Annotated in this window: 11 protein-coding genes and 1 pseudogene; 2 read left to right on the top strand and 10 right to left on the bottom strand. The window is 71.6% G+C overall.

What is annotated here, in order from left to right:
• Positions 1 to 59: 59 nt before the first annotated feature.
• From ACFYW5_RS12020 to ACFYW5_RS12000, 5 genes are all read right to left on the bottom strand, one after another.
• A complete protein-coding gene (locus ACFYW5_RS12020) occupies positions 60 to 1,118 on the bottom strand; it encodes an aspartate-semialdehyde dehydrogenase (RefSeq protein ID WP_389416817.1) in 1,059 nt (352 codons plus the stop codon).
• A 163-nt stretch (positions 1,119 to 1,281) separates the two neighbouring features.
• The gene (locus ACFYW5_RS12015) at positions 1,282 to 2,559 is read right to left on the bottom strand and encodes an aspartate kinase (protein WP_389416816.1); all 1,278 of its coding nucleotides are present in this window, start codon (positions 2,557 to 2,559) and stop codon (positions 1,282 to 1,284) included.
• Between the two features lie 184 nt (positions 2,560 to 2,743).
• A complete protein-coding gene (locus tag ACFYW5_RS12010; RefSeq protein WP_389416815.1) occupies positions 2,744 to 3,403 on the bottom strand; it encodes a DUF5063 domain-containing protein in 660 nt (219 codons plus the stop codon).
• A complete protein-coding gene (recR, locus tag ACFYW5_RS12005; RefSeq protein WP_389416814.1) occupies positions 3,396 to 3,995 on the bottom strand; it encodes a recombination mediator RecR in 600 nt (199 codons plus the stop codon). Before recR ends, ACFYW5_RS12010 begins: the two co-directional genes overlap by 8 nt.
• 60 nt (positions 3,996 to 4,055) lie before the next feature.
• Positions 4,056 to 4,394, bottom strand: a complete 339-nt coding sequence (locus tag ACFYW5_RS12000; RefSeq protein ID WP_328876602.1) for a YbaB/EbfC family nucleoid-associated protein — start codon at positions 4,392 to 4,394, stop codon at positions 4,056 to 4,058.
• Positions 4,395 to 4,622: 228 nt separating this feature from the next.
• On the opposite strand from ACFYW5_RS12000, the gene ACFYW5_RS11995 reads away from it, so the two are divergent.
• Entirely contained in the window at positions 4,623 to 5,333 is a 711-nt protein-coding gene (locus ACFYW5_RS11995) for an SLATT domain-containing protein (protein ID WP_389416813.1), read from the top strand.
• A 24-nt stretch (positions 5,334 to 5,357) separates the two neighbouring features.
• Here the strand turns inward: ACFYW5_RS11995 and ACFYW5_RS11990 are convergent, their stop codons facing one another.
• The 5 genes and pseudogenes from ACFYW5_RS11990 to ACFYW5_RS11970 form a co-directional block, all read right to left on the bottom strand.
• On the bottom strand, positions 5,358 to 6,905 hold the full coding sequence (locus ACFYW5_RS11990; protein WP_389417009.1) for a PstS family phosphate ABC transporter substrate-binding protein: 1,548 nt from the start codon (positions 6,903 to 6,905) through the stop codon (positions 5,358 to 5,360).
• A gap of 130 nt (positions 6,906 to 7,035) precedes the next feature.
• Entirely contained in the window at positions 7,036 to 7,446 is a 411-nt protein-coding gene (locus ACFYW5_RS11985) for a hypothetical protein (protein ID WP_389417018.1), read from the bottom strand.
• 1,421 nt (positions 7,447 to 8,867) lie between these two features.
• Positions 8,868 to 9,786, bottom strand: a pseudogene (locus ACFYW5_RS11980) (serine/threonine-protein kinase); the annotation flags it as partial.
• Between the two features lie 78 nt (positions 9,787 to 9,864).
• Positions 9,865 to 10,323: a MarR family winged helix-turn-helix transcriptional regulator gene (locus tag ACFYW5_RS11975; RefSeq protein WP_389416812.1), complete on the bottom strand. Its 459-nt coding sequence runs from the start codon at positions 10,321 to 10,323 to the stop codon at positions 9,865 to 9,867.
• Entirely contained in the window at positions 10,320 to 10,925 is a 606-nt protein-coding gene (locus ACFYW5_RS11970) for a type 1 glutamine amidotransferase family protein (RefSeq protein WP_389416811.1), read from the bottom strand. The genes ACFYW5_RS11975 and ACFYW5_RS11970 overlap by 4 nt, the downstream gene beginning before the upstream one ends.
• Positions 10,926 to 11,139: 214 nt before the next feature.
• Between ACFYW5_RS11970 and ACFYW5_RS11965 the strand changes: the two genes are divergently transcribed.
• A complete protein-coding gene (locus ACFYW5_RS11965; protein ID WP_389416810.1) occupies positions 11,140 to 12,495 on the top strand; it encodes an aspartate aminotransferase family protein in 1,356 nt (451 codons plus the stop codon).
• Positions 12,496 to 12,518 lie beyond the last annotated feature (23 nt).

The raw sequence follows: 12,518 nt of genomic DNA, 5'->3' as shown, positions 1-12,518 counted from the left end.
ACGCAGATCCTACAAACGATTCGTGGCAGGCCCCGGAGTTTTTCGGCCGACGGCCTCCGTCACGAAAACTCCGCCGCCACCAGCTCGGCGATCTGCGCGGTGTTCAGCGCCGCTCCCTTGCGCAGGTTGTCCCCGCACACGAAGAGCTCGAGCGCGGTCGGATCGTCCAGCGCCCGGCGTACCCGCCCCACCCAGGTGGGGTCGGTGCCGACGACGTCGGCCGGGGTGGGGAACTCCCCCGCCTCCGGGTTGTCGAAGAGGACGACTCCGGGGGCCGTGGCGAGGATCTCGCGGGCCCGGGCGACCGTGACCTCGCCCTCGAAGCGGGCGTGCACGGTCAGCGAGTGCGTGGTGATCACGGGGACCCGGACGCAGGTGACGGCCACGGGGAGCCGGGGCAGTCCGAGGATCTTGCGGGACTCGTCCCGGACCTTCATCTCCTCCGACGACCAGCCGTCGGCACGCGGCGTCCCGGCCCACGGGACGACGTTCAGCGCGACCGGCTCCGGGAAGGGACCGGTGTTGTCGCCCACGGCCCGCCGTACGTCGCCGGGGCTGGTCCCCAGTTCGGTGCCGGCGACCAGGGAGAGCTGCTGCCGGAGGGTCTCGACGCCCGCCCGGCCCGCGCCGCTCACGGCCTGGTACGACGACACCACCAGCTCGCGCAGGCCGAACTCGGCGTGCAGCGCGCCGAGGGCGACGATCATCGAGAGGGTCGTGCAGTTGGGGTTGGCGATGATGCCGCGCGGCCGCATCCGGGCGGCGTGCGCATTGACCTCGGGGACGACGAGGGGCACCTCCGGGTCCATCCGGAAGGCGGCCGAGTTGTCGACGACCACGGCGCCGCGCGCGGCGGCGACCGGCGCCCACCGCTCCGCGACCTCGTCGGGTACGTCGAACATGGCGATGTCGACCCCGTCGAAGGCCTCCTCCGACAGGGCCACCACCTCGACCTGCTCCCCGCGCACGGCCAGCTTGCGGCCGGCCGAGCGCGGCGAGGCGATCAGCCGGATCTCGCCCCAGATGTCGGCGTGCTGGGACAGGATCTGCAGCATGACCGTGCCGACGGCCCCGGTCGCCCCCACGACCGCGAGCGTCGGTCCAGCGCCTGCCGTCACCTTCCCGTCGTCCGCCCGCAGGGCGGGCCGCGCGGCGTCTGGTGCGTGCGATCGCAAGGCGCCGGAGTGCCCGCGTGGCGGAGTCACGTGGGCACTCCGGCAACGCGGCGAGCGTGCGTGCCAGGCGTCGCGCGGCAGGCGGGAAGGTGACGGCAGGCGCTGCTCATCGCCCGGTGCCGCCGTACACCACGGCCTCGTCGCTGTCGGAGTCCAGGCCGAAGGCGGTGTGGACGGCGCGGACGGCCTCGTTGACGTCGTCGGCCCGGGTGACGACCGAGATGCGGATCTCGGAGGTCGAGATCAGCTCGATGTTCACGCCGGCGTCGGACAGCGCGGTGAAGAAGTCGGCGGTGACGCCGGGGTTGGTCTTCATGCCCGCGCCGACCAGGGAGATCTTGCCGATCTGGTCGTCGTAGCGCAGCGAGTCGAAGCCGATGCCGTGCTTGTTCTTCTCCAGGGCGTCGATGGCCTTGCGGCCCTCGGACTTGGGGAGGGTGAAGGAGATGTCCGTCAGGCCGGTGGAGGCGGCGGACACGTTCTGCACGATCATGTCGATGTTGATCTCGGAGTCCGAGATCGTACGGAAGATCGCGGCGGCCTCGCCCGGCTTGTCCGGCACACCGACGACCGTGATCTTGGCCTCGGAGGTGTCGTGCGCGACACCGGAGATGATGGCCTGCTCCACCTTCTTGTCCCCTTGCTTGATCGGCTCACTGCTGACCCAGGTGCCCTGGAGTCCGCTGAAGCTGGACCGGACGTGGATCGGGATGTTGTAGCGGCGGGCGTACTCCACACAGCGGTGGAGCAGCACCTTCGACCCGGAGCTGGCCAGCTCCAGCATGTCCTCGAAGGAGATCCAGTCGATCTTCTTCGCCTTCTTCACCACACGCGGGTCGGCGGTGAACACGCCGTCGACGTCGGTGTAGATCTCGCAGACCTCGGCGTCGAGGGCGGCGGCCAGGGCGACGGCCGTGGTGTCGGAACCGCCCCGGCCGAGCGTGGTGATGTCCTTCTTGTCCTGGCTCACGCCCTGGAACCCGGCGACGATGGCGATGTTGCCCTTGTCCAGGGACTCCCGGATACGGCCCGGCGTGACATCGATGATCCGGGCTTTGTTGTGGACCGAGTCGGTGATGACCCCTGCCTGGCTGCCGGTGAAGGACTGGGCCTCGTGGCCCAGGTTTTTGATCGCCATCGCCAGCAGGGCCATGGAGATCCGCTCTCCGGCGGTCAGCAGCATGTCGAACTCACGCCCGGCAGGCATCGGGGATACCTGCTCGGCGAGATCGATCAGCTCGTCCGTCGTGTCGCCCATCGCGGAAACGACGACGACCACCTGGTGGCCGTTCTTCTTCGCTTCCACGATCCGCTTGGCGACGCGCTTGATGCCCTCGGCATCGGCTACGGAGGAGCCTCCGTACTTCTGCACGACAAGGCCCACGTGCGCTCCTCGCTCAGTCCGTGTGTGTCGGCTCAGTTTAACGAGCGCGTGAATTTCGCCTTCGCGGTATCGCATGGTGAGATCCGGCGCCCAGGTCAGCGCATGCCCGGAGAAACACTCCGGGAAAAGTGCCGAGCGTCACAGGAGGCCCCTGTGCATTGACGTTCAAGCACCCAGGGGACGGCTATTTGACCTCGCGCAGGCCCAGCGGCCCCGCGATCTCCTCCACCATGACGCGGCCGGCCTCGAACTCCAGGGTGTCGTCGCCCACGGACTGGTCGGTGTCCAGGCCGTCCAGCTCCGCCAGGGGCTGGTTCAGGCGGATGTGGGCGAGCACGGACTGCAGCGCGCGCAGGGTCGCGGACGCGGTGGAGCCCCAGTTGGAGAAGTAGGAGAACTGCCACCACCACAGCGCTTCCGTGGTGCGGCCCGCGCGGTAGTGGGCCATGCCGTGGCGCAGGTCGGTGATGACGTCGGCGAGGTCGTCGGAGATACGGGCCGGTACGGGCGCCTTGCGGGGCTCGTACGGGTCGAAGACCTCCGAGTAGACGTCCACCGGGTCCAGCATCCGGGCCAGGTTCTCGCGCAGCCCGTCCACGTCCGGCTCCGGGCCCAGGTCGGGCTCGTAGCGCTCGTCGGGGACGATGTCCTCGTGCGCGCCGAGCCGGCCGCCGGCGAGCAGCAGCTGGGAGACCTCGAGCAGCAGGAAGGGGATCGCCGATTCCGGCTCGTCGCCCTTCGCCACCTCGGTCACCGCTACGAGGAAGCTCTCGACCTGGTCCGCGATCTGGACCGCGAAGTCGTCCGGGTCCTGGTTCGTCGCGTGCAGCGTGGCGTCAGACATCTAGGAGTCGTCTCCCCTCGAAGGCGCGGCCGAGGGTCACCTCGTCCGCGTATTCCAGGTCGCCACCCACCGGGAGGCCGCTGGCCAGGCGGGTGACCTTGAGGCCCATGGGCTTGATCATGCGGGCGAGGTACGTGGCCGTGGCCTCGCCTTCCAGATTGGGGTCCGTGGCCAGGATCAGCTCCGTGACCGTACCGTCGGCCAACCGCGCGAGAAGTTCTCGTATACGCAGGTCGTCCGGACCGACACCTTCGATCGGGCTGATCGCTCCGCCCAGGACGTGGTAGCGGCCGCGGAACTCGCGGGTGCGCTCGATGGCGACGACGTCCTTCGGCTCCTCCACCACGCAGATGACCGCGAGGTCGCGGCGGGCGTCGCGGCAGATGTTGCACAGCTCTTCCTGCGCCACGTTCCCGCAGGTCGCGCAGAAGCGGACCTTCGCCTTGACCTCCAGGAGGGCATGCGCGAGGCGCCGTACGTCCGTCGGTTCCGCCTGGAGGATGTGGAAGGCGATCCGCTGCGCGCTCTTGGGACCGACGCCGGGCAGCCGCCCCAGCTCGTCGATCAGGTCCTGGACCACGCCTTCGTACAACGGACTGCCGCCCTTCCTGGGGGTTCCTTCACTACGTACGGTAGAGGGCCCGGGGCCGTCTTAGAAAGGCAGGCCGGGGATGCCGCCGCCGAGGCCCTGCGCCAGCGGGCCGAGCTTCTGCTGCTGGAGCGTCTGGGCGTTCTCGTTGGCCGCGTGCACCGCCGCGACGATCAGGTCGGCGAGGGTCTCGGTGTCCTCGGGGTCCACCGCCTTCGGGTCGATCTTGAGGGCGCGCAGTTCGCCGGCGCCGGTGACGGTCGCCTTCACCAGGCCGCCGCCGGCCTGGCCGTCGACCTCGGTCCTCGCCAGTTCCTCCTGAGCGTTCGCCAGGTCCTGCTGCATCTTCTGGGCCTGCTGGAGCAGCTGCTGCATGTTGGGCTGGCCACCACCGGGGATCACGATCAGCTCCTTGTCGTACGGCTACTGGAACGAGCCTACGTGGTCTGCCCAGCCATCGCCCCGGCACTCTTTCGAGTGAGTCGAATGTGGGGTCTATACCTGATCAAGGGCCACTTCCGAGCGGAAAAGCGGTGAAAGCTGTCCCTTCGCCACCCATTGGGCGGTAGGAAGTGTCTGCGCATGAGGAACCAGGTAGGGACCACGTAGGGACCAGGTAGGGAGTGCCGGGTGGGTCAGCCGGAGATGCAGCCCGAGTATCCGCCGGGCGATCTGACGGGGCGGGCGTTCCCGCTGGGCGACTGGGGCGAGCCCGCGGTACGGCTGGACGAGCTGTACCAGTGGGTGGAGCGCGGGGCGCTGGAGACGGCGGCCTGGTATCTCGCGGACCGGGTGTGGAAGCGGCGCGGGGCACGGGTGCTGCGCGCGGGTGCGGCGACCGGCGCGGTGGCGGGGGCCGCGCTGCCGTTGCTGGACCTGACGGGGGCGATGGGCGGGGCGGCGCCGTGGGGGTATCTCGCGCTGCTGCTCGCGGTGGCCTGTGTGGCGGTGGACCGGTTCTTCGGGGTGACGTCCGGGTGGATAAGGGACGTGGCCACGGCGCAGGCGGTGCAGCGGCGGCTGCAGGTGCTCCAGTTCGACTGGGCGTCGGAGAGCGTGCGGGAGGTGCTGGGGCCGACGGACGGGACGGCGAGCGAGGCCGCGGAGCGGTGTCTCGGGGTGCTCCGGCGGTTCTCGGAGGATGTGACGGAGCTGGTGCGCACGGAGACGGCGGACTGGATGGTGGAGTTCCGCACGGGGTCGGCGCCGATGGGGATCCAGGGGACCGTGGCCGGGGGTGGCCGGACGGACGGGACGGTGCTCCAGGGACGGTTCCCGCTGCCGCCGGGAGGTCCCGCGCGGCCGAACATGCCGCGGCAGCGGCCGCCCGAGGCCAGGTGACGCCAGCGGCCCGGGCGACGCCCGCTACGCGGACTCCCGGCAGAGCCGTTCCCCCTCGGGGGTCGAGCACGGGACGTGGTCGTGGGTGCGGATCAGGCTCTCGCCGCTGTTGCGGACGTAGTCGAGGAAGCTGCCGGCCAGGGAGCCGCCGGGCGGGTCGCCGTGGGTGTACGCGTACTCGACGCCGAAGTACGGGTACGGGGTCGGCTCCTCCACCGCCGCCACCGAGGCCGTGGCGCCGTCCAGCGGGACCCTCGTGATGTTCCGCTGGGCCGTGGCGAGGTTCAGCTCGCTGTAGCCGATCGCGCCCCTGATCTCCGCCACCTTCTTCAACACGTCCTGCGTGGAATCCAGTTCGCAGCGGACGGGGGCCGAGCGGTCGGTGCGGATGTCGCAGTCCAGCGAGGTGCTCGGTACGCCCTCCCAGGTGCCGTCCAGGACCTGGTCCTGGAAGACCTGGCGGGTGCCGGAGTCCGCGTCCCGGCTCACCAGGACGATGCGCCAGTGCGGCAGCTTCGGGTCGAGCTGGTCCCAGTGCGTGAGGTCGCCCGAGTAGATGCGCCGTACGTCGGCCAGGGTCAGTCCGCCGGGGAACTCCAGGGCGTCGTTCACCACCACGGCGAAGACGGAGAGAGCGATCGGCAGGCGGGTCAGTGAGCCGTCGGCCCGCTTGCTGGGTCCGTCGTGGAACGCGATCATCGAGGCCCGCTCGCCCCTCGACTCGCCCTCCAGCGCGGCCAGTTCGCCGACGCCCGCCGAGCTGCCGCGTGCCTCCACCGTGATCGTGGAGCCCTCGCAGTCCTTCTCGTACTCCCTGGCCAGGTCGCGGACCACCGGTGCGAAGGCCGTCGAGCCCGTGATCGTGAGGCTGCCCTGTTCGCAGCCGAGCGGGGGCGGACTGTCGTCGCGGATCACGACCATGGTGGAGAGGGTGAGGACGGAGACCGTGAGCATGATGGTGATCAGCCGGGCCGCCCGGCTGAACAGCGGTGGCTTGTCGTCCGGGGTGGCGCTGCGGTTGGGGTGCACCTCGCCGTCCCGGATGCCGCCGATGAGGCGGATGTCGCAGCCCACGTCGCCGCCCGAGAGCAAGACGAGCAGCTTGAAGTGCTCGCCCCGGTTGAGGGGGACGCGCGGGATGCGGAGGGTGTTGCCGCCGGTGTCGTAGCCGAAGCCGGCGTGCGGGGTGAAGTGGCTCATCAGGTGGTCGGTGCCGGGGGGCTGGGTGACCGAGACGCCGCGGATGCTGCGGTTCGTGAACACCGCGGTCAGGCCGTGCAGTTCGCGGCTGGTGTAGTCGTCGTGGCCGATGCCCTGGGAGCCGTCGTTCTCGATGCGGAGCAGGACCAGGGTCGCCTGGTGCATGCCCGGGACCTCGTCGAAGAGGCCCATGCGGACGTTGGCGCGGCCGGATGTCACGTCGTCGCCGATGGGGTTGTCCATCTGTACGCGGTAGCCGATCCGCTTGCGGCGCGGTACGCGGCGTTCGTACCAGACCATGACGGCCGAGGCGGCGATGCCGGCCAGGGCCGTCGCCACGGCCACGACGTTCTCTGCGCTCAGCAACTCCATCGGGTGCCCCCGCAACTCCCTGGAGCCGGACACGTGTGCGGACACCATATGTTCGGCGGGGGTGGGATTCCGGACACGTCCGCAGACGTTCGCGCAGCGTTCAACTAGCGCGGTAATCAGGCCTGTTCGATCACTCCTTGAGGTACGTCAGCTTCTCGCCGGTGTCCGGGTTGAGCCGTTCCAGGCTGCCGTCTTCGAGGAGGGTGAGTCGCGTCGCGGCGCCCGGGGTGCAGGAGGAGGCCGGTTCGCCGACGGTGACGGTGGAGGGGCCGATCGCCAACGGGCCCTGTTCGGTGGGTTCTCCGGCCAGCTTCGCCTGGAAGACGCAGTGGTAGTCCGCGCCGTCCGCGACGAGCGAGAGCACGGTGTCACCCACCTCGCCCTGCCGGAGGGTGAGCCGACGGGTGTGGTGACCGGCGTCGTTGTCGAGGGCGGTGGACCAGGTGCCGAGGTAGTCGGAGGGGATGGGTCCGTCCGGCGCCCGCGATGCCGTCGGAGACGGTTCCCCGGTCGAGGGCCCCGGTGTGACGGACCCGCTCACCCGAGGCGTGGACGTACCGCCCGCCCCCTCGACCCGACCCCCCTCGCCCCTGTCCATGAGGCCATACACCGACCCCCCGGCCGCCACCGCGACGACGACCGCAACGGCGAGAAGCAGAACGGTAGAACGCCGCCGCCCGGGCTCCGCCGGGGGCGGACCGTAGGGCGGGGGTGGGCCGTAGGGCGGGGTGGAGTAGGCGGGTGGCGGGGACTGATAGGCGGAGAACGGGTGAGCGGAGGGCTGGCGACCGGGCTGCGGATGGCCGTACGCGGGGTGCGGGGGGCCCGAATGCGCGGAGGCCGAGTGAACGGGGGTCGGCTCTTCCGGCACTGGGTACGGCGGGGTGGCGTGGGCGGGTGCTGGGGGGTCCGAAGGGGGGTGGCCGGGTGCCGGGGGGCCTGACGCGGGGTGGCCGGGCGCCGGGGGGACCGAAGGGGATCGGCCGGGCGCCGGGAGACCAGAAGCGGGATGGCCGGGCGCCGGGGGGACCGAAGGGGATCGGCCGGGCGCCGGGAGACCAGAAGCGGGATGGCCGGGCGCCGGGGGGACCGAAGGGGAGTGGCCGGGCGCCGGGAGACCTGAGGCGGGATGGCCAGGCGCGCTGTGCGCAGGACCCTGATCGCCAGGGCCCGGCTTCCTCAGGGCTGGATGCGTAGGAGCCTCATGAACAGCGCCCGGCTGGCTGAAGGCCGGGAACCCCGCCGCCGGAAGCGCAGGAGCCTCACGGCCGGGGGCCGGGAGCCCCGACGCCGGAGGTACGGAGCCCGCTGGACCAGGAGAGGGCCGCCCGGATGCCGGGGAACCGGGGGCCGGATGGCTGGCGCTCGGGAGCCCCGAACCGGGCTGCGCAGGAGCCGGGTTGTCAGGACCGGGCTCACCCGACACGGGAAGCGCAGGGCCCTGCTGGGCGGGGCCGGGTTGGCCCGACGCCGGATGCGCCGGACCCGGATGACCCGGCTCCCCTGCCACCGGAAGCGCAGGGCCCTGAAGGGCGGGACCTTGTTGCCCCGACGCAGAATGCGCCGAAGCCGGATGACCGGGTCCTCGCTCTCCCGGCGTTGAAAGCGCCGGACCCCCTCGGCTGGGCCCCAGCTGGCCCGAACCCGGCTGGCCCGAAGACGGATCCCCGGAGGCCGGATGGCCGGCACCCGGAGATTCCGGAACCGTATGCCCGGCCGCCGAATAACCCGCCGCCGGACGACCGGGACCCCCCTGACGGCCCCACTCCCCCGACACCGGAAGCGCAGGCCCCTGACGATCCGGCTCCCCCGGCACCGGAAGCGCAGGCCCCTCATCGGCGGGACCCGGTTGCCCCGGCGCCGGATGTGCCGGACCATGACGGCCCGGCTCCCCCGGCTCCCCCGGCGCCCGTAGCCCGGGCCCCTGCTGCTGCCACGGGGCTGCCCCCTCGTCCCGCGGCGGAGGGGCCTCCGTGTCCAGGAGGTGTACCGCGTGGCGGCCGAGTTGGGCCACCAGGGCGCTCGGCAGCCAGGGGTCGTGGGAGCGGCCGTCCGTGACGGTGTCCTCGGCACCCGTACGTTCCAGGATCCGGGCCAGGGACGGGCGCGCCGCGGGGTCCTTGCGCAGGCAGTCGCGGACCAGGTCGGCGATGCCCTCCGGCATGCCCTCCAGGTCGGGCTCCTCCTGGGCGATGCGGAACATCAGCGCGTGGACGCCGCTTCCGCCCGCGCCGAAGGGAAGGCGGCCGGTCGCGGCGTAGGCCAGGACCGACCCCAGGCAGAAGACGTCGCACGCGGGCGTGATGCGGTCGCCCCGGACCTGCTCGGGGGCCATGAAGCCCGGCGAGCCGACGAGTACGCCGGTGCGGGTGAGGCCGGGCTCGGTGATCGTCTCCATGGCCCGGGCGATGCCGAAGTCGATGACGCGGGGCCCGTCGAGGGTGACGAGGACGTTGGAGGGCTTGAGGTCACGGTGGACGATTCCGGCCGCGTGGATGTCGCCGAGCGCGTGCGCGAGCCCGGCGGCGAGGATCCGTACCGACCGCTCGGGCAGCGCCCCGTGGTCGCGCCCCACCGCCTGCTCGAGGCTCGGCCCGGCGACATACCCGGTGGCCACCCACGGCACCGCCGCCTCGGTGTCGGCGTCGAGGACCGGCGCCGTCCAGTACCCGCCGACCCGTCGCGCGGCCCGCACCTCCTGCCGGAACCGCGCCCGGAACTCCTCCCGCGCGGCGAGTTCCTCGCGCACCAGCTTCACCGCGACCGTACGTCCGCGCTCGGACCGGGCGAGATAGACGCGTCCCATCCCCCCGGCGCCGAGCCGAGCGATCAGCCGGTACGCCCCGATCCGCTGCGGATCCCCCGGCCCCAGCTGGTCCATGCAGGCCCCTCCCCCGAACCGCCCCGTACGACGAACCCACGATAGTGCGGGCATACGGGACGGGAGGCGCGCCCGCGTCTACGGTTCCGTAACAGCCGGGGCCGTCTCCTCCAGCACCTTCGACAGCCGTTCCAGCAGCCGTACGGCGTCCGCGAGTTCGGCCTCGCCGAACGCCCGCGCGAGCCGGTCGGCGAACGCCGCGTGCCCGGGGTCGATCCGGCGGACGGCCGCCAGCCCCTCCTCGGTCGGCGCGAGCAGTTTGGCGCGCCGGTGGGCGGGGTTGGGCCGGTACTCCGCGAGCCCCCGCTCCACCAGCAGATCGGCGATCCGCTGCACGCTCTGCCGGGTGATCCCCATCGCGCGGGCGATCCCGGCGACCGGCAACGGCTCCCGCAGCACCGCGCCGAGCACCTGCCACCAGGCCGCGGTGATCCCGGCCGGTTTCGCCAACTCCTCCGCCACGGCGAGGAATTGCCCGTTGAGCCGGAAGACCCCGAGCGCACCCCGGCTCAGCAGGTCCTGCCGCTCCCGGCTCACTGCGCACCGGCCTTCTCCAGTACGGCGTAGGCCTCCGGGTCGGAGTCGTGGAACAGCCGGTACCAGGCGTCCAGCACCTCACCGTCGTACACCCCGATGAGCCGGAGGATCTCGCGGGCGAAGGCGACGGGTTCGGTGGGCCCCGCGGTGATCAGAGCGCCGTCGGTGACGGCATCGGCGTCGACGTAGCGCTCACCGCCGCCGTACCCCGTCGCGGCGAGATAGAAGGAGACGGCGCTGGTGTGGTCCCGGTCGTCGAGCAGCCCCTCCCGCGCGAGCCCCGCGGTGGCTCCGCAGATCGCGGCGACGGGCACCCCCGCGGCCAGGAACTCCCGCGCCTTGCGGGCGAAGGGCGCGAGGTCGTCGGAGGTGTCCCACAGGTCCGCGCCCGGAAGGATCAGCAGCGCGCTGTCCTCGGGCCGTACCTCGTCCAGGGCGAGGTCGGGCCGGACGCCCAGTCCGCCGGTGCTGCGCACGGGGGCGGTGGTGGGGCCGACGGTGCGGATGTCGTGGCCGGCGCGGGCGAGGAAGGCGGTGGCGTACCCGGTCTCCCAGTCGGCGAAGGTGTCGTAGACGGCGAGGTGGACGGGATTGCGGCTCATGGGTGCCTCCTCAGGACCTCGGTTGATATGACAGCATCCTGTCGTAAGGACAGCACACTGTCAATAGCAGACCACTCCGCCGCACAACGACAGATCACAGCGCCGCAGGCCCCCGCACCCGCCCCCGCCACACGACAACCTGTCGCGGAAACCCCCGTCCCGCAGACAGGACGCCGATATCGCTTCCGCATCGCGGACATTTACCCTCGGGCGCATGACCCCTCAGCCAAACCCCGAGGTCGGCGCCGCCGTGAAGGCCGCGGACCGTGCCCATGTGTTCCACTCCTGGTCCGCGCAGGAGCTCATCGACCCGCTCGCCGTCGCCGGCGCGGAGGGGTCGTACTTCTGGGACTACGACGGCAACCGCTACCTCGACTTCACCAGCGGACTCGTCTACACGAACATCGGCTACCAGCACCCGAAGGTCGTCGCCGCGATCCAGGAACAGGCGGCGCGGATGACGACGTTCGCGCCCGCGTTCGCGGTCGAGGCACGGTCGGAGGCGGCCCGGCTGATCGCCGAGCGGACGCCGGGCGACCTGGACAAGATCTTCTTCACCAACGGCGGCGCCGACGCCATCGAGCACGCCGTACGGATGGCCCGGCTGCACACCGGGCGGACGAAGGTGCTGTCGGCGTACCGCTCGTACCACGGCGGCACCCAGCAGGCCGTGAACCTCACCGGCGACCCCCGCCGCTGGGCGTCCGACAGCGCCTCCGCCGGAGTCGTCCACTTCTGGGCGCCCTTCCTCTACCGGTCCCGCTTCTACGCCGAGACCGAGGAGCAGGAGTGCGCGCGGGCGCTGGAGCACCTGGAGACGACGATCGCCTTCGAGGGGCCCTCGACCGTCGCCGCGATCGTGCTGGAGACCGTGCCGGGCACGGCGGGGATCATGGTGCCGCCGCCGGGCTATCTCGCCGGAGTACGTGAGATATGCGACAAGTACGGCATCGTCTTCGTCCTGGACGAGGTCATGGCCGGGTTCGGGCGGACCGGTGAGTGGTTCGCGGCAGACCTGGCCGGCGTGGTGCCGGACCTGATGACCTTCGCCAAGGGCGTGAACTCCGGGTATGTGCCGCTGGGCGGTGTGGCCATCTCGGGCGCCATCGCGGAGACCTTCGGCAAGCGGCCGTACCCGGGCGGTCTGACGTACTCGGGGCATCCGCTGGCCTGTGCCGCCGCCGTCGCGACGATCAACGTCATGGCGGAGGAGGGTGTCGTCGCGAACGCGGCCAGGCTGGGCGCGTCCGTGGTCGGGCCGGCGCTGCGGGAACTGGCGGAGCGGCATCCGTCGGTGGGCGAGGTGCGCGGGGTCGGGATGTTCTGGGCGCTGGAGCTGGTGAAGGACCGGGAGACGCGCGAGCCGCTGGTGCCGTACAACGCGGCGGGCGAGGCCAACGCGCCGATGGCGGCCTTCGGCGCCGCCGCCAAGAAGCACGGCCTGTGGCCCTTCGTGAACATGAACCGGACCCATGTCGTGCCGCCGTGCAACGTCTCCGAGGCCGAGCTCAAGGAAGGGCTGGCGGCGCTGGACGCGGCGCTGTCGGTCGCCGACGAGTACACGCGGTAGCCGAGTACACGCGGTAGCCGTCA

Source organism: Streptomyces sp. NPDC002779 (assembly GCF_042888685.1).
In the GTDB taxonomy this organism is placed as follows: domain Bacteria; phylum Actinomycetota; class Actinomycetes; order Streptomycetales; family Streptomycetaceae; genus Streptomyces.
This window is presented reverse-complemented; position numbering and strand designations above follow the sequence as displayed.